The sequence below is a fragment of the Pseudoduganella aquatica genome, assembly GCF_009857595.1.
GTDB lineage: Bacteria > Pseudomonadota > Gammaproteobacteria > Burkholderiales > Burkholderiaceae_D > Rugamonas > Rugamonas aquatica_A.
In genome coordinates this window covers 91,330-108,221 of the sequence record NZ_WWCU01000009.1, presented here as the reverse complement: position 1 = coordinate 108,221, position 16,892 = coordinate 91,330, and the positions used below count along the sequence as shown (strand labels likewise).

Below are 16,892 nucleotides of genomic sequence, written 5' to 3'. Positions count from 1 at the left end.
CTATTGTTCTATGCGCCACCAGGACGGCAGCAGCGCCTGGATCTCGGGCCGCGCGTAGCGGTCGTCGATCAGGTAGACCGTGCCCCGGTCGCTCTCGGTGCGGATCACGCGGCCCGCCGCCTGAACGATCTTCTGCATGCCGGGGTAGGTGTAGGTGTAGTCATAGCCCGAGCCGAAGATGGCGTCCATGCGCTGGCGGATCTGCTCGTTCACCGGATTGAGCTGCGGCAGCCCGAGCGTGGCGATAAAGGCGCCGATCAGGCGTGCGCCGGGCAGGTCTATGCCTTCGCCGAACGAACCGCCCAGCACCGCGAAGCCGATGCCGCTGCCGGCCGCGTTGAAGCGCGCCAGGAACTGCTCGCGGCCCGCTTCGTCCATGCGCCGCGTTTGCAGCCACACCGGCACGCCCGGATGCCGTTCCGCGAACAGCGCGGCGGCTTTTTCCATGTAGTCGAAGCTGCTGAAGAAGGCCAGGTAGTTGCCGGGCTGGCGCTGGTACTGCTCGCCCATCAGCTCCGCTATCGGCGCCAATGAGCGGTCGCGGTGCTGGTAGCGGGTGGAGATGTGGCCGGCCACGCGTACCGACAGCTGCTCGGCGATAAAGGGCGACTCCACGTCCACCCAGGCGGTGTTGTCCGGCATGCCCAGCGTGTCGCAATAGTAGTTCCAGGGGCTGAGCGTGGCCGAGAACAGCGCCGTGGAGTGGGCTGCCTCGAAGCGCGGCTTCAGGAAAGGCGCGGGGACGATATTGCGCAGGCAGAGCACGGAGTTGCTGCGCGTGCCGGCGCCGCTCACGGTGATGTCGAAAAGCGAATGCTGGCCGTAGCTCTCGGCCAGACGCATAAAGCCGAAGGCGTCGAAGTAGAAGCGCTGCAGTTCTTCGTCCACATAGGCAGGATGCTCTGCGTAGTACTCGCCGATGGCGGTGGCCGCCGTTTGCAGCGCGGCCATGAATTTTTCGGGCAGCGCGGTGTGGACCTGGTACTCGCCATCCTGTTCCTTCTCCAGCGTGTTCCACTGGCGATGCACGCGATCGAGCGGCTTTTTCAGCGCCTCGGGCGCGGTCTTGCGCAGCATGCGCAGGCCGGCGTGTTCCAGTTCGGCCGAATACATCTTGCGCGCGCGGGAGACCATATTGTGCGCCTCGTCCGCCAGCACGCTCACTTTCCAGTTGTTCTGCAGCGTCAGGCTGTACAGCATGGCGCTGATGTCGAAGTAGTAGTTGTAGTCGCCCACCACCACGTCGGCCCAGCGCGCCAGTTCGGTGCCCAGGTAGTAGGGGCAGACCTGGTGCGCCAGCGCGATTTCGCGCACGGCGGCCTTGTCGAGCACGGGCGACGGAGACGACAGGGCGGCGCTGCGGGCGGCGGGCAGACGGTCGTAGAAGCCGCGCGCCAGCGGGCAGGACTCGCCGTGGCAGGCCTTGTCCGGATGTTCGCAGGCCGTATTGCGCGCCACCAGTTCCAGCGCCCGCAGCGGCAGCAGCGGGGCGGATGCGCGTATGGTTTCCACCGCGTCCAGCGCCATGCGCCGGCCGGAGGTTTTCGCGGCCAGGAAGAACACCTTGTCCAGCTTGTGCTCCGCGCTGGCCTTGAGCAGCGGGAACAGGCTGCCGACAGTCTTGCCTATGCCGGTGGGCGCCTGCGCCAATAGGGAGCAGGCGCGCGTGCTGGCCTTGTACATGGCTTCCGCCAGTTGCCGCTGGCCGGGGCGGAAACCGGCGTGCGGAAAGCGCATGGCCTGCAGGCCGGCGTCGCGCTGCGCGCGGTGCGCCATCTCCTGTTCGGCCCAGGCCAGGAAGCGGCCGCAATGGAGTTCGTAGAAGGCGCGCAGGCTGTCCGCATCGGCCTGTTCGGTGATCAGCGTTTCCTTCTGGCTGCCCACGTCGAAATACACCAGCGCCAGGCGCACCGTGTCGAGGCCGCGCGACTGGCACAGCAGGTGGCCGTAGATTTTCAGCTGCGCCCAGTGCAGCTGGCGATGGTTGTCCGGCATGCGCGCCAGGTCGCCACGGAAGGTCTTGATTTCTTCGAGCTGGTTTTGCTGCGGGTCGTAGCCGTCGGCGCGGCCGCGCACGCGCAGCGGGCCGAATTCGCCGGAAAGGCTCACTTCCTTCTCGTAGCTGTCGTTGCGGCGCGAGGCCACCAGCGCGTGGCCGGCGATGCCTTCCTGTGCGGTGGGCGTGGGCGTGAAGCGCAGATCCAGGTCGCCCGCCTTGGCGGTGAACTCGCACAGCGCGCGCACGGCCACGGTGTAGGCGGCCGTCATCCCTCCGCCCATTGCAGATAACAGACGGTGATGGGCATCTGGTGCTCGGCGCAGTAGCTGATCCAGCGCAGCTGGTTGTCCTGCAGGCGGTCGCCGGGGCCTTTCACTTCTATCATGTGGTAGCGCCGCTCGGCGGGCCAGAACTGGATCAGGTCCGGGAAGCCGCTGCGGTTGGCCTTGATGTCGAGCAGGATGCGCTCGAACCATTTCTTCAGGTGCGCCGCCGGGATGCAGGCCAGCGCCAGGTCCACCAGCTCCGCGTCCAGCGCGCCCCAGTAGACAAAGGGCGACTGGATGCCGTCCTTGGCAAGCAGGTTGCGCCGTATCGTGTCCTGGTAGCCGCCGTCGTCCAGCTGGCCCAGGCAGGCGGCGAACTGCGCCGCGCGGCGGCGCTGGAAGTCGGCGCTGTGCAGGTCGGCCGGGCCATGGTGGAAGGGATGGAAGAAGGCGCCGGGAATGCTGGTGAAGATGGCGTCCCAGCACAGCAGCCCGAACAGGGAGTTGATCAGCGCGTTTTCCACGTAGTACACCGGCGCTTCCTCGCGCGCCAGGTGGTCGCGCACCACGCCTTCCACCCACCATTCCCCCTCGGGCATGGGCAGCGTCAGGTCCAGCCGCACCACGGGCGCGGGCTGGGCGGCGGGCGGCTTGGGATGGCCCAGCTTGCGGCGCAGGCGCGGCAGCATGCGCAGCAGTTGCTGGCGTTCGTGCTCGCTCTCGGGCTGCGCCAGCGCTTGCAGCAGCAGCGCGTGCGCGGCGCCGGCCTGCTCGCTTTTCTCCAGCACGCGGATGGCGCGCGCCCGTGCGCCCGGATAGGCGCAGGCCGCGTAGATGCCGTGCGCGCCGTTCCAGTCCTGCTGTTTTTCCAAGTGCTGCGCCATCTGGAACAGCAGCTTGTCGCGCCGGCTGTTGAGCCATTCATTGCCGACGATGGCGGGCGGCAGCGCGCGCAGCACCTCCTGCGGATCTTCGCCTTCGGTAAAGCGTTCGCGGCAGTGGTGCAGGGCCAGGTAGTCGTCGATGTCGCGCCGGCTGCGGAAGCCGCGCGCGGAGGGCGAGAACTCCACCTTTTCGTATTTGTACACGCCCAGGTCGGACAGCACGAATTCCGACCAGTCCTGGTGGTAGTTGCCGAAGAAGATAAGGCGCAGGCGGTCGCACAGCGGCTGCGCCAGCACCTGGTAGACATGGTCGAAAGCCTGGCCGCACCAGGCCGAGAAGCGGTGCGCGCCCTCGTGGCGCTCGCGCAGTGCGGCCAGCTGTTCGGGCTTGCGCGCGTTTTTCTCATGTCCGGCCAGCTGGAACACGCGCGCAATTTCGGGCTTTTGCAGCAGGGCGAACAGCTGCTCCAGGGTAAGCACCGGGTCGGCGTCTATCCAGCCCAGCTCGGCCAGCGGCCGCGCCGCCTCGTGCGCGCAGCCGATTTCGGCGTAGACCAGCTTGCTGGCGCGGAACAGTTCGCCTTTGCGCATGACCATGCGCACGAACAGCGCGCGCGAGGCGCGGGGCAGGGCGGGGAAGTGGGAGAGGAAAGCGCGTTCCTCGGCAGTGAGCAAGTCGTCGTAGCGCTCGCCTATCCACTGCAGAACCTGGTGGAAGTTATCCAGGTAATAAAACTCGTTTTCCAGAACTCTGATCATTGCAACGCGCTGCCAACTGTATGTTCATACAGTGTATCGCGTTAGCGGGCCGGGAGCAACCGGTGCGGCGCTCCCGGCCCGTGTTGGACAGCCTTGCGGCTTATTTTTTGCCTGGCTGGACGGTTGCCGCCGCCTTGGCGACCTGCGCTTCCACATTGGCCACGGCCTGGCGGGTGGCGTTGGTTACCTGCTCGTAGCCGGCGAAGGCGTTGTCGATGGCTTGCTTGACGATCTGCACCGCATTCTCGGAACCGGGGCGCACGTTCTTGGTCACGTCGTAGATCAGCGCGCTCAGCGTGCTTTTGGCTTCGGTCATATGGGCGTCGGCGGCGCGGGTGAATTCCTCGCGGATTTCGGCAATGATGCCGCCCAGCTGCTCGTTGTAGGCGGCGGCATTGGTCATGCCGGGCTGGACTTTGGCAGCGGCCACGGCCATGACGGCCTTGGGATCGCGCGCCAGGCTCAGCTCCTTGCCGGCGGCCAGCTGTTCCTCGACGGTGCTCTTGGCGGTGGCCATATTCAGCGCCACCACTTGCTCCACGCCTTGCACGGCTTTGCTGGTCAGCGTATTGAAGGTTTCAAGCTGAAACTCAAACAGGGCCTTGGTGGTGGCTGCGAACTGCTCTGGACTCGTAAACATTCGTTCTCCTCGGTTATTGGAATAGAACTACGGCATACCGGCCTGCAACAAAGCGTCTTGTTATGGCCCCATTATTTGGCAAACGCTAATTTTTCGCAACGGCTATCTTTGTAAGCGTGCGCCCCCCGCTCCCAGCCCTGGCCCAGCGGGCCTTGGGCGCACACGCGCGCGCCGTCCACCTTGCTCACCCACCAGTAAAACGGGGCGGGCGCGGCGTCCAGGGCGGTGCAGCACAGCAGCAGCAGGGAGGCGGTCAGCTTCTTCATGGCTCCGATTATAGCGGCGCCGCCGGCGGCAGCAACAGGACGAAGGTGGCGCCTTGGCCGGGCTGGCTGGCGGCGTTGATGCGCCCGCCGAGCACGCTGGTGACGATGTTGTGCGCGATGTAGAGCCCCAGGCCGGAGCCGCCGGCGCCGCGCCGCGTGGTGAAGAAGGGGTCGTAGATATGGCCCAGGTGCTCGGAGGCGATGCCGTTGCCGTCGTCTGCGTAGACCAGCTCGATGCTGCCGGTGCGGTTCAGGCTGGCGCTGATGCGCACATGGCCGCCGCTGCGGCCCGCAAAGCCGTGCACCGCGCTGTTCTCGAGCAGGGCCAGCAGCACCTGGCTCAGCTGGCCGGGATAGCTGTCCAGCTCCAGGTGGGCGGGGATGTTCAGCTCCACCTCGATCGCCAAGTTCTTGACCGTGGCCAGCAGCGGCGGAATCAGCCCGGCCACGAGGGGTTCGAGCTTGAAGCGGCTGCGCTGGCTGCTGTCCTGGTCAAGCGCGATGGCGCGGAAGCTGTGCAGCAGCGAGGCGGCGCGCTTCAGGTTGCGCACCACGATCTCGTCGGCCTGCGCCACCTCGTCCAGATAGGCGTCCAGCTGGCCCTGTCCCAGGTCGGACTGGCGGGCGCCTTTGGCGAAGGCGGCGCGCAGCGCCTGGGTGCGCTCGGCCATGCTGCTGGCGGCCATCAGGCCGTTGCCGATGGGCGTGTTCAGTTCGTGCGCCACGCCCGCCACCAGGGCGCCCAGCGCGGCCAGCTTTTCGCGCCGCACCAGTTCGTCCTGCGTCATGCTGAGGTTGCTCAAGGCCGTGGCGAGTTCGTCGTTGACCTGTTCGGCGCGGTCCTTGGCCTTGCGCAGTTCCGCCGTGCGCTCGGCCACCAGGGTTTCCAGCTGGGTGCGGTGGAGGCGCAGTTCGTCCTCGTGGCGGGTGCGGGCGATGGCGATGCCGGCCAGGTGGGTGGCCACGCCGATCAGCCGCATGTCGGCTGCGCTGGGGCTGCGGACTTCGCGGTAGTACATGGCGAAGGTGCCGAGCACGGTGTCCGCGTCGAGCAGGATGGGCACGGACCAGCAGGCGCGCAGGCCGTACTGGGCGGCGATGGCGGCGTAGGGCGCCCACAGCGGATCGGTCTGGATGTCGGTGACGACCACCGCTTCCTTGCGGTACATGGCGGTGCCGCAGGAGCCGGCTACCGGACCTATGGGCAGGCCGTCGATGGCGGCCATATAGGCGGGCGGCAGGCTGGGGCCTGCGCCGGTGCGGACGGTGCGGCCGTCGGTGTCGAGCAGCAGGGTGGAGCACAGCACGCCGGGCGCTTGCGTTTCGATCAGCAGCATCAGCTTGTCCAGCGTGGTGGCCAGCGGGGCGCCGCGCGCCACCATTTCCAGCAGTTGGTTCTGGCCTTCGCGCAGATCCTCCGCGTGCTGGTGGCTGGCGGCGTCGCTCAGGCGCAGCTGGCGCAGTTGCGCGATGCTGGCGCTTAGTTCGTCGGGCGAGCGCGGCGCGGGCAGGTGGGCAAGCACCAGTTCCAGCACCGCGCCGGTGCTGAAAGGGCGGCGCAGGCAGGCGATGGCGCCGGAGGCCAGCGCGCGCTGCTGTTCGTCGCGGATCTCTGCGGAGTCGCCGGAGCCCCCCTGCGTGAGGAGGATGATGGGCAGGCCGGGCGTGGCGCTGGCCGCCTGCAAGTGGCTGCACAGCTCATAGCTGGAGCTGCCGGCCTGGGCCGCGTCGAGCAGCACCAGCGCCACGCCGCCTGCGCGCACGGCGTCCAGGGCGCTGTCGGCGCGGCTGACAGTGAGCAGGTTCAAACCGGATGCCGCCAGCGCGCTTTCGAGCTCGGCCAGGCCTGCGCTGATGCCGGTAACAATCAGTATGGTTTGCAATTGATTAGGCGGTATGGGCGTCGCCGCCCGTTAGGTGATGCGGGATCCAGGGCCAAGTTTAGTACAGGATGCGGCGCCGTGCGCGGAATTCACTCAGGCGGCTTCGGCAGCGGCCTCGGCGCGGGCGTCCGCGATGCGCGGATAGTTCTCCTCTATCCAGTCCACCAGCACGGCCAGCCGCTCCGCCAGCTCGCGCCCCATGGGCGTGAGGCTGTATTCCACGCGTGGCGGTATCACCGGATGGGCGTAGCGCAGCACGAAGCCGTCGCCCACCAGCGCGTCCAGCGTCTGCGCCAGCATCTTCTCGCTGACGCCGCCCACTTCGCGCCGCAGTTCGCTGAAGCGGTGCATGCCGTCCAGCAGGATCACCAGCACCAGCACGCCCCAGCGGCTAGTGACGTGGCTGAGCACGGCGCGCGACGGACAGGCCGCCACCATCAGCTGGCCGCGCCGGGCTTCGTTGTGGGCGGCCAGGGCGGCGCGCAGGCTCTTGGCTTGGGACATGGGAATCTCCTGGGGTACTTACTAAAATGTGCGTACTTACAAATAGTAAGTATAGGCGCTAAGATGAATTACTCCAACCGCGAATTGAAAGGAAACACCATGATCGTCATCACCGGCGCCAACGGCCAACTGGGCCAGTTGATCGTCAAAGCGCTGCTGAACACCACGCCGGCCGCCTCCATCGTGGCCGCCGTGCGCGACCCGGCCAAGGCTACCGGCCTGGCCGAACTGGGCGTGCAGGTCCGCAAGGCCGACTACAACGACCCGGCCACGCTGGACACCGCGTTTGCCGGCGCGGAAAAAATCCTGTTGATCTCGTCGAGCGAAATCGGCCAGCGCCTGGACCAGCACCGCAATGTGATCGACGCGGCCAAGCGCGCCGGCGCCGGCCTGCTGGCGTACACCAGCGTGCTGCACGCGGACCGCTCGCCGCTGGCGCTGGCGGGCGAGCACAAGGCCACCGAGGAGCTGCTGCGCGCATCCGGCCTGCGCACCGCCATCCTGCGCAACGGCTGGTATTTCGAGAACTACACGGCGGGCCTGGGCGGCGCGCTGGCGCATGGCGTGCTGCTGGGCAGCGCGCAGGACGGCCGCGTCTCCGCCGCCACCCGCGAGGACTATGCGGCGGCCGCAGCGGCCGTGCTGACGGCTGCCGCGCCAGAGGCGCTGTACGAGCTGGCGGGCGACCGCAGCTTCTCGCTGCCGGAGTTGGCGGCGGAACTGTCGCGCCAGGCGGGCAAGGACGTGCCGTACAAGGATATGCCGGAAGCGGACTACAAGGCCGCGCTGCTGGGCGCGGGCCTGCCTGAGTGGCTGGCGTCGCTGCTGTCGGATTCGGATGCGGGCGTGGCGAAGGGCGCGTTGGAGGATAACGGCGGCGCGCTGTCGCGCCTGATCGGCCGCGCCACCACGCCGCTGGCGGAAGCGGTGCGCGTGGCGCTGGCCAAATAAACCGGGCCGGAAATGAAAAACGCCTCCCGAAGGAGGCGTTTTTGCGGAATTCTGTGGTGCCCACGGAGGGACTCGAACCCCCACACCTTGCGGCACATGGACCTGAACCATGCGCGTCTACCAATTCCGCCACGTGGGCACTGTTACTGCTGTTTCCCTTGCGTTGTTCTGCAACAGAAGGCACGCATAGTAAGGGATGGATGCGCAGCCGTCAAGGGCTGGCTTGCAAACGCGGCTTCATTATCGGCGCCAGCGCCGACAATGCCTCCGCGCGCACGGCAGCATCGTCGGCCATGTCCGCCTTCAGCGCAATGGACGGCGTAAGCGTTTCGTTGTTGCCGCGCAGGCGGTTGCGCCAGACTTTCTGCGGCAGCACCAGCACATTGCCGCTGGGGAGCGTGGCGCGGCCGGTGTCGATATACACCGAGTCGGCACTGGTGGCGCGGCCGATATGCACGGCGCCGGGCACGCTCAGCACCAGGTCCGCGAAGTCCAGGCAGGCGCTGGCGCAGGCCGCGTCGGTCAATAGCGCCACCGCGCCCTGGTGGCGGCGCAGCTTGCCGCCGCGCTTGGCGATGTCGGCCCGCGTGACGAGATGGCCGGCCGGCTGCTCGACCCAGGGCTGGCCGGCGGCCTTGGCGTCCTGCACCTGTTTCAGGAAGGTGCGCGTGCTGCGCGCCTGCTGGCTGTCCTCGCCGTAGCGGCTGGCGAACTCCTTGCTGAATTTCTCCAGGTTGGCCAGCAGCACGTCGGACACGCGCCACTGCGCATAGGTGCGCGGCAGCTGGTCGACGCCGTGCTTGTCGTAGTCCAGTCCGCCGGTGGCGGCGTCGAATATCTTGCTGCCGATGGCGCTGCTGCCGCCGCCGTTGCCGCGCGCGTCGAAGACGATCAGGCGCGCACCTTCCACTTTACTCAGCTCGGCCAGCATGGTCTCGAAGGCGGCGATCTGCTCCTTGGACGGCAGGGAGTTGAAGCTGGCGGCGCTCACCCACAGCACGCCGTCCTGGAAGCTGAACTGGTTGCTGCGGCGCGTCTGCGTTTTCTGTGGCGCGTCGGACCAGCTGTCGCGCGCGAAATAGCGTTGCATGGCGATGGCCTGATAGGTGATGGGCATGTCCAGTTCCGCGCCTTCGGCCGTGCGGAACTGGCAGCGCTTGAGTTTCAGGTCCGCCATGGCAGGCGCGAACAGCAGCTCCGGCAGGATCTCGTGCGTGCCGCCGAAGTTGCGGCGGTCGTAATACGGCGCCACATCTTCAGCCAGGATGGCCTCCATGCTGCGCCCGTCGCATTGCAGCAGGCGCGCGCCGAACGGCGGCAGCGGGGCGGGCCAGTCCTTCAGCTGTCCCTGCACCACGTAGGCGCCGCCTTGCCTGCGCAGCTTCCAGCCGTTGACGACGATAGGGTCCTTGCCGCGCGCATTGTCCGAGTACACCAGGTGGCCGTCGAGAAAACCGGTCACGTAGTAGCGCGAGGCCGCCATCATGGAGTCGTAGCTGTCCACCCGCGCCACCTGCTGCAGCGCTTCGCGGTAGCCGCGCTCGGTCCAGTCCTTGAAGCCGGGGTTGAGTTCGTCGATGCTGCCGGGGTGCGCGGTGAGAATGAGTTGATGGACGGCTTCGATGTCGGCCCTGGCTGCGGCCTGCCAGTCGGCGGCGGTTTTATCGGCGGCGCCGGCCTGGGCGGCGAGGGCGGAGAGCAGCAGTGCGGCACAGCGGATGCGCAGGAAGGGCAGCGGCATGGATACCTCTCTTATTGAAAGAGCAACCATGCTAGGGCGCAAAGCCCGGCGCGTCAACAAATGTGACGCGGAATGAGAAAAAGCCTCCCGAAGGAGGCTTTTTCTGCGGAATTCTTGGTGCCCACGGAGGGACTCGAACCCCCACACCTTGCGGCACATGGACCTGAACCATGCGCGTCTACCAATTCCGCCACGTGGGCAATGTACTGCGGTGAAGCTGACATCAAAAACAGAACTGTGGTGCCCACGGAGGGACTCGAACCCCCACACCTTGCGGCACATGGACCTGAACCATGCGCGTCTACCAATTCCGCCACGTGGGCTCTGTTTTCTTTGTCTTTGCTGCGGTGTTCTGCAACAGAGGCACGCATAGTAAGGGCTGGAAGCGATGCCGTCAAGCGTGATTGAAAAGATTTTTGCAGTAGTGGTCCGGAAATGAAAAACGCCTCCCGAAGGAGGCGTTTTTGCGGAATTTTGTGGTGCCCACGGAGGGACTCGAACCCCCACACCTTGCGGCACATGGACCTGAACCATGCGCGTCTACCAATTCCGCCACGTGGGCACTGTTACTGCTGTTTCCCTTGCGTTGTTCTGCAACAGAGGCCCGAATCTTAAAGGCCGCCGCGCCCTTGGTCAAGAGTCAATTGATGTTTCCATGAAAATATTTCCTACGGCCACTCCATGCCAGCGCCATCAATGCCGCCGCGCCGTACATGGCGGATTGCGAGGGCTCCGTTATCGGCGCCAGGCCGTAGCCGATGGCGTCCATCGCCATGCGGTCGTTGGCGGTGATGAGCAGCAGTTCGCCCTGGGCGGCAGTGGGATCCATCAAGCCCAGCATCATCAGGTCTTTCCAGTGGCTGGCCTGGCGGCCGTCGCCGAAGGTGGCGCCGGTGGAAAACTGCGCGCCCAGCGTGGCGCCGCCGTCGACGGAGAAGTATTTGTCGCGCGCGTCCGCCGTCCAGTCGATCACGCCGCTGGCGCTGCTCAGCGGCGAATAGCGGAACATGTCCAGTCCGGATGCATAGGTGAATTCGTTGTCGTTGAAGGGGCCGTTGTTCGGCGGCGAGTTGAAGTCGAGCACGTCCACGCCGCTGATGAAGCCCAGCGTGTGCCCGATTTCGTGCGCGGCCATGCCGACGAAATCGTACTGCGTGGCGCCGATGCCGTTGCTGCCGTCGAAGTCGAAAGCCAGATTGCCGTTGAACTGGATAAAGCCGTCGCAATTGCCTATGCAGCCGGGCAGGGACTGTTCCGTCACGCCCATGCCCAGCGCCTTGGCTTCGGCGTTGGTGATGAAGATGGTGCGGTTATTGTCGCTGCCTTTGTTGTCGACATAGGGCAGGGCGCTGGCGGCGGCGGAGTGTCAGCAAGTCCGACATCGGAAAATCGGAAGCGGAAATGAAAAATGCCTCCCGAAGGAGGCATTTTTGCGGAATTCTGTGGTGCCCACGGAGGGACTCGAACCCCCACACCTTGCGGCACATGGACCTGAACCATGCGCGTCTACCAATTCCGCCACGTGGGCACTGATACTGCATAACAACTTCTGCTATTATAACGACTTGGAGAGTTTCGCGCCAGATGAACGTTTCCGTTCCATACTGCACATCAACTCGCCGTTTCCTCAGCGTTGCCGCTGCGGAAGACCAGAATTATAGAGGATTCTTTTGAGAAGTCAAATAGCCCGGAACAACTTTTTTCCGGGCGCGGAGCCGGCGCAGCAGGGCTGTGGCGAATTCCCGCACAATAGGCAAATAGGCCGTCCTCCGGTACACTACGCCTTGTTCCATGTCAACGTGGCTGGTCAGGGCGGTACACGATTTTTTCTCCATCAATAATAAAACCATAGAAATACTTTTGAGCCAATCTACCCATATCATTCCTAGCCGTGAGGAAATTCTCGGCATCTTCCGCAGCGCCAAGGCGGCGCTCGATCTGCGCGCCCTCGCGCTGACCCTGGATGTGAAAGCCGAGTCCCACGCGGTATTGACCCGCCGTCTGAACGCCATGGAGCGCGACGGCCAGATCGTTTCCGACCACAAAGGCTTCTACGCCCTGGCCGACCACTCCGGCTTCGTGGCCGGGCGTGTGCAGAGCCACCGCGACGGTTTCGGCTTCGTGATCCCGGATGAACCGGGCCAGGACCTGTACCTGTCCGAACGCGAAATGCAAAAAGTGCTGAACGGCGACAAGGTGCTGGCCAAGATGGTCGGCCTGGACCGCCGCGGCCGCCCGGAAGGCACGATTGTGGAAGTGGTGCAGCGCGCCAACACCCACATCATCGGCCGCCTGCTGAAAGAAAACGGCGTGTGGCTGGTGGCGCCGGAAGACAAGCGCATTGCGCAGGACATCGTGGTGGAAGGCCCGGTGGGCAAAGCCAAGGTGGACCAGATTGTTTCCATCGAACTGACCGAGCAGCCGGGCCGCTTCAAGCAGCCGGCCGGCCGCATCGTGGAAGTGCTGGGCGGCCTGGACGATCCGGGCATGGAAATCGAAATCGCCGTGCGCAAGTTCGGCGTGCCGCACATCTTCTCGGACGCCGCGCTGAAACAGGCCGCCAAGCTGCCGGACCATGTGCGCGAAGCCGACCTGGGCGACCGCGTGGACCTGCGCGACGTGCCGATGATCACCATCGACGGCGAAGACGCGCGCGACTTCGACGATGCCGTCTATTGCGAACCGGTGAAAGTCGGCCGCAGCAAGGCCTTCCGCCTGATCGTGGCGATTGCCGACGTGAGCCATTACGTGAAGCCGAACGACGCGCTGGACACCGACGCGCTGGAACGCAGCACCTCGGTCTACTTCCCGCGCCGCGTGATCCCCATGCTGCCGGAGAAGCTGTCCAACGGCCTGTGCTCGCTGAACCCGGCGGTGGACCGCATGACGCTGGTGTGCGACGCCGTCGTCACCGCCAAGGGCGAGATCACCGCTTACCAGTTCTACCCGGCCGTGATCCACTCGGCCGCGCGCATGACCTACAATGAAGTGGCCGCCATCCTGGGCAACACCAAGGGTCCGGAAGCGGCGCGCCGCCCCGGCATCGTGCCGCTGCTGCAGAACCTGTACGACGTCTATCACGCCCTGGTGCAAGCCCGCAATGTGCGCGGCGCGATCGACTTCGAGACCACCGAGACCTATATCGTCTGCAATGCGGCCGGCAAGATCGAAAAGATCATCCCGCGCACCCGCAACGACGCGCACAAGATCATCGAGGAATGCATGCTGGCGGCCAACGTCTGCGCTGCGGACCTGCTGCTGCGCCACAAGCATCCCGGCACCTACCGCATCCACGCCGGCCCGACCAAGGAAAAGCTCAAGCAGGTGCGCGACTTCCTGAAGCAGGTTGGCCTGAGCCTGGCCGGCGGCGACACGCCTGCCGCCGGCGACTACGCCGAGCTGATGCGCAAGATCAAGGAGCGTCCGGACGCGTCCCTGCTGCAAACCATGCTGCTGCGCTCGATGCAGCAAGCGGTCTACAGCCCGGACAATATCGGCCACTTCGGCCTGGCCTACGAGGCTTACGCCCACTTCACCAGCCCGATCCGCCGCTATCCGGACTTGCTGACGCACCGCGCCATCAAGGCCATCCTGCAAGGCAAGAAGTACGAGCCGAAAGTGGCCGACACCAGCGTGCTGAACACGGCCGTGTCGAACGCCACCCGCCGCCAGCAGGCCAAGGACAAGGCCGAGGGCAAGGCGCCGAAAGCCGCCGCCGACCTGACCGTGTGGGACGCCCTGGGCGTGCACTGCTCGGCCAACGAGCGCCGCGCCGACGAAGCGTCGCGCGACGTGGAATCCTGGCTGAAGTGCTACTTCATGCAGGACAAGCTGGGCGAGGAATTCACCGGCATGATCACCGGCGTGACCACCTTCGGCATCTTCGTGCAGCTGCAGGAACTGTTCGTCGAAGGCCTGGTGCACATCACCGACCTGGGCGCGGACTACTTCCAGTTCGACGAAGCGCGCCATGAACTGAAAGGCGAACGCACCGGCAAGCGCTACCAGCTGACCGACAAGGTCAAAGTGCAAGTGGTGCGCGTGGACCTGGAAACCCGCAAGATCGACCTGCGCCTGGCGCAGTCCGAGCAGGCGGCGGTGGGCGTGCGTCCCGGCGCGGACGTGGAAGCGGAACCGGCCACCGGCCGCAACCGCAAGCAGCCTACCAAGGCCGACACTCGCACCAACGTTAAGCCTGGCCCGAAAGTCCAGTCCCGTACTCCGGCCGTGGCCAAACCGAAAGCCAAAGCCAAGCCCGCCTCCAGCGGCAAGCGCAGCAAATCCGCGGCACCGGCAGCCAAGCCAGCCGCCAAGAGCAAGAAGAAGCGCTAAGCATTAACCGCCGCCCAGGCATTGGCCCGGGCGGCATCACCAGAAGAAAAGCATGTCCAAGAATAAAATGATTTTCGGCTTCCACGCCGTCACCTCGCGCCTGCGCCATGAAGCTTCCTCCGTGGAGGAAATCTTCGTCGACGTGGGCCGCAACGACCGCCGCATGACCGACCTGGTGGCCAACGCCAAGTCGCTCGGCGTGCGCGTGATGCCCGTGGATTCCACCCGCCTCGACAAGATCGTCGGCACCCACCGCCACCAGGGCGTGATCGCCTTTGCGCAGCAGATTTCGCTGGCGCGCAACCTGGACGAGCTGCTGGACGCCATCGAAGGCCCGCCGCTGCTGCTGGTGCTGGACGGCATTACCGACCCGCACAACCTGGGCGCCTGCCTGCGCGTGGCCGACGGCGCCGGCGCGCACGCGGTCATCGTGCCGAAGGACCGCGCGGTAGGCCTGAACGCCACCGCCGCCAAAGTGGCGTCCGGCGCGGCCGAGAACGTGCCTTACATCACCGTGACGAATCTGGCGCGCACGCTGCGCGACCTGAAGGACCGCGATATCTGGCTGATCGGCACCTCCGACGACGGCGAGAAGAACCTGTACCAGTCCGACTTCACCGGCCCGACCGCGCTGGTGATGGGTTCGGAAGGCGAGGGCATGCGCCGCCTGACCCGCGAGACCTGCGACATGCTGGTCAGCATCCCCATGTTCGGCACCGTCGAGAGCCTGAACGTATCGGTCGCCTCCGGCGTCTGTCTGTACGAGGCGCGCCGCCAGCGCCTCGTCAAAGAAGGCTGATTCCAGCCGTCCGCACATGGCGGGTTACGCCGTTCCGGCTAACCCGCCCTACGCGCGCATCCGCAACATCCGCGAACACCCGCAACATCCGCAACATCGTAGGGCGGGTTAGCGCGAAGCGCGTAACCCGCCACCGCCCCAAGCAACTCCTAACCGAATACGCTACCATGCGTTATCGGTCTTAATCCTTTGCCGCCATGTTCCGCAACCTGCGCCAAGACATCAACAGCATCATCGAACGCGACCCCGCCGCCCGCAACGGTTGGGAGGTGCTGACCTGTTATCCCGGCTTGCAGGCCATTGTCATGCACCGCTGGGCGCACTGGTGCTGGACGCACGGGCTGAAGTGGCCGGGCCGCTTCATCTCCTACCTGGCGCGCATCATCACCGGCATCGAGATCCACCCCGGCGCCCAGATCGGCCGCCGCGTGTTCATCGACCACGGCTTTGGCGTGGTGATAGGCGAAACCGCCGTGGTGGGGGACGACTGCACCATTTACCAGGGCGTGACCCTGGGCGGCACCTCGCTGCACACCGGCAGCAAGCGCCACCCCACGCTGGAACGCGGCGTCATCATCGGCGCGGGCGCCAAGGTGCTGGGCGCGTTCACGGTGGGCGAATACGCCAAGGTGGGCTCCAACGCGGTGCTGCTCAAGCCCGTGCCTGCGGGCGCCACGGCAGTGGGCAATCCCGCCCACATCATCGACAAGGAAGCGCTCAGCGTCAGCCCGTCCGCCAAGATGTTCTCGGCCTACGGCATCACCGCCAATGGCGACGACCCGCTCATCAAAGCCCTGCGCGCGCTGATAGACCAGGCTGCCGCGCAGGAGCAGCAGATCGAACGCATGGCCGCCACCATGAAGGCTGCGGGGCTGGATTGTCCATCCGTGCCCGAGTGCGATAAATTCAATTCCGCCCAGCTGAACCGGCTGGTGGACTGATCACCAGGCGGACGCGGGCTTGCTGCCCGCCGGCCCCTGGAAACTCGCCGCCAGGAACTCCACGAACACCTTCACTTTCGGCGACAGCTTGTGCTTCTCCGGGTAGATGGCGTGGATGTCCGCAGGCGGCGTGGCGTAGTCCTCCAGCACGATCTGCAGCCGTCCCGAGCGGATGTATTTCGCAATATCCCATTCCGCCCGCAGCAGCAGGCCGTGGCCGTCCAGCGCCCAGTTCAGCGCTACCTCGCCGTCGTTGCTGCTCAGGGTGCCGCGCACCTTCACCGTTTCCGTCTGCCGCCCCTTGGTGAAACGCCAGGTGCCGTAGGCCGCGTCGTTCTGGCGCAGCACGATGCAGTTGAAGCGCGCCAGGTCGTTCGGCGCCTTGGGCACGCCATGCTGCTTCAGGTAGGACGGCGCCGCGCACACCAGCCGCCGGTTGGCCGCGATCCTGGTCGCCACCACGCGCGCGTCCGGCACCTCGCCGAAGCGGATGCCGATATCGAAGGACTCGTCGATGAGGCTGAGCGGATGGTCGCTCAGCTGCAGCTGCACTTCCACGTCCGGATAGCGCTTCACGAAATTGGAGACGATGGGCGTGATGTAGGTGCGCCCGAAACCCAGCGGCGCATTCACCCGCAGCAGCCCCTTGGGCGCGGCGCGGTCCTGCGACAGCTGCCGTTCCAGTTCCTCCAGCTCGCCCAGGATGCGCACCGCGTTGGCGTAATACAGCTCGCCCGCGTCGGTCACGCTCAGGCGGCGCGTGGTGCGGTTCAGCAGCAGCACGCCCAGCTCCTGCTCCAGTTTGCCCAGCCGCTTGCTTACCGAGGCGGGCGTGACCCCCAGCTCGCGCGCCGCGCCGGACAGGCTGCCTTCCTTGACGATCTGGACGAAAAACGCCAGTTCGGATGGATCGATCATCTTTAACTC

General features: G+C 65.8%; 13 protein-coding genes and 5 tRNA genes. 4 read left to right on the top strand and 14 right to left on the bottom strand.

What is annotated here, in order from left to right; all coding sequences use genetic code 11:
• The 6 genes from GTP77_RS10730 to GTP77_RS10705 form a co-directional block, all read right to left on the bottom strand.
• On the bottom strand, nucleotides 1-2,268 hold the full coding sequence (locus GTP77_RS10730) for an ATP-dependent DNA helicase (RefSeq protein ID WP_229202149.1): 2,268 nt from the start codon (nucleotides 2,266-2,268) through the stop codon (nucleotides 1-3).
• Entirely contained in the window at nucleotides 2,265-3,908 is a 1,644-nt protein-coding gene (locus GTP77_RS10725) for a VRR-NUC domain-containing protein (RefSeq protein ID WP_161072149.1), read from the bottom strand. Before GTP77_RS10725 ends, GTP77_RS10730 begins: the two co-directional genes overlap by 4 nt.
• A 100-nt stretch (nucleotides 3,909-4,008) precedes the next feature.
• Nucleotides 4,009-4,548 (bottom strand): phasin family protein, encoded by a 540-nt coding sequence (locus tag GTP77_RS10720; RefSeq protein ID WP_161072148.1) that lies wholly within the window; start codon nucleotides 4,546-4,548, stop codon nucleotides 4,009-4,011.
• 71 nt (nucleotides 4,549-4,619) lie between these two features.
• The gene (locus GTP77_RS10715; RefSeq protein WP_161072147.1) at nucleotides 4,620-4,814 is read right to left on the bottom strand and encodes a hypothetical protein; all 195 of its coding nucleotides are present in this window, start codon (nucleotides 4,812-4,814) and stop codon (nucleotides 4,620-4,622) included.
• An 8-nt stretch (nucleotides 4,815-4,822) separates the two neighbouring features.
• Nucleotides 4,823-6,697, bottom strand: coding sequence for a hybrid sensor histidine kinase/response regulator (locus GTP77_RS10710; protein WP_187358674.1), 1,875 nt, complete (start codon nucleotides 6,695-6,697; stop codon nucleotides 4,823-4,825).
• 93 nt (nucleotides 6,698-6,790) lie between these two features.
• Nucleotides 6,791-7,201, bottom strand: a complete 411-nt coding sequence (locus tag GTP77_RS10705; protein ID WP_161072146.1) for a winged helix-turn-helix transcriptional regulator — start codon at nucleotides 7,199-7,201, stop codon at nucleotides 6,791-6,793.
• 99 nt (nucleotides 7,202-7,300) lie between these two features.
• Here GTP77_RS10705 and GTP77_RS10700 point away from each other — a divergent pair, with 99 nt between their 5' ends.
• A complete protein-coding gene (locus GTP77_RS10700) occupies nucleotides 7,301-8,152 on the top strand; it encodes an SDR family oxidoreductase (RefSeq protein ID WP_161072204.1) in 852 nt (283 codons plus the stop codon).
• A gap of 54 nt (nucleotides 8,153-8,206) precedes the next feature.
• Here the strand turns inward: GTP77_RS10700 and GTP77_RS10695 are convergent.
• The 7 genes from GTP77_RS10695 to GTP77_RS10665 all read right to left on the bottom strand — a co-directional run bounded on the left by GTP77_RS10695 (nucleotide 8,207) and on the right by GTP77_RS10665 (nucleotide 11,421).
• Nucleotides 8,207-8,291, bottom strand: a tRNA-Leu gene (locus GTP77_RS10695).
• A 72-nt stretch (nucleotides 8,292-8,363) separates the two neighbouring features.
• Nucleotides 8,364-9,893: a S41 family peptidase gene (locus tag GTP77_RS10690; protein ID WP_161072145.1), complete on the bottom strand. Its 1,530-nt coding sequence runs from the start codon at nucleotides 9,891-9,893 to the stop codon at nucleotides 8,364-8,366.
• A 115-nt stretch (nucleotides 9,894-10,008) separates the two neighbouring features.
• Nucleotides 10,009-10,093, bottom strand: a tRNA-Leu gene (locus GTP77_RS10685).
• 38 nt (nucleotides 10,094-10,131) lie between these two features.
• A tRNA-Leu gene (locus GTP77_RS10680) sits at nucleotides 10,132-10,216 on the bottom strand.
• 154 nt (nucleotides 10,217-10,370) lie between these two features.
• Nucleotides 10,371-10,455: transfer RNA gene (locus tag GTP77_RS10675), tRNA-Leu, on the bottom strand.
• Nucleotides 10,456-10,533: 78 nt separating this feature from the next.
• Entirely contained in the window at nucleotides 10,534-11,238 is a 705-nt protein-coding gene (locus GTP77_RS10670) for an NF038122 family metalloprotease (RefSeq protein WP_187358681.1), read from the bottom strand.
• A gap of 98 nt (nucleotides 11,239-11,336) precedes the next feature.
• Nucleotides 11,337-11,421, bottom strand: a tRNA-Leu gene (locus GTP77_RS10665).
• A 332-nt stretch (nucleotides 11,422-11,753) separates the two neighbouring features.
• Here GTP77_RS10665 and rnr point away from each other — a divergent pair.
• From rnr to cysE, 3 genes are all read left to right on the top strand, one after another.
• Nucleotides 11,754-14,225 carry a ribonuclease R gene (gene rnr / locus GTP77_RS10660; RefSeq protein WP_161072143.1) on the top strand — a complete coding sequence of 824 codons (2,472 nt, stop codon included), beginning with the start codon at nucleotides 11,754-11,756 and terminating at the stop codon, nucleotides 14,223-14,225.
• 52 nt (nucleotides 14,226-14,277) lie between these two features.
• A complete protein-coding gene (rlmB, locus tag GTP77_RS10655) occupies nucleotides 14,278-15,024 on the top strand; it encodes a 23S rRNA (guanosine(2251)-2'-O)-methyltransferase RlmB (RefSeq protein WP_057155534.1) in 747 nt (248 codons plus the stop codon).
• Nucleotides 15,025-15,221: 197 nt separating this feature from the next.
• Nucleotides 15,222-15,965: a serine O-acetyltransferase gene (gene cysE / locus GTP77_RS10650; RefSeq protein ID WP_161072142.1), complete on the top strand. Its 744-nt coding sequence runs from the start codon at nucleotides 15,222-15,224 to the stop codon at nucleotides 15,963-15,965.
• Here cysE and GTP77_RS10645 read toward each other — a convergent pair whose 3' ends face one another.
• The gene (locus tag GTP77_RS10645; protein ID WP_161072141.1) at nucleotides 15,966-16,883 is read right to left on the bottom strand and encodes a LysR family transcriptional regulator; all 918 of its coding nucleotides are present in this window, start codon (nucleotides 16,881-16,883) and stop codon (nucleotides 15,966-15,968) included.
• Nucleotides 16,884-16,892 lie beyond the last annotated feature (9 nt).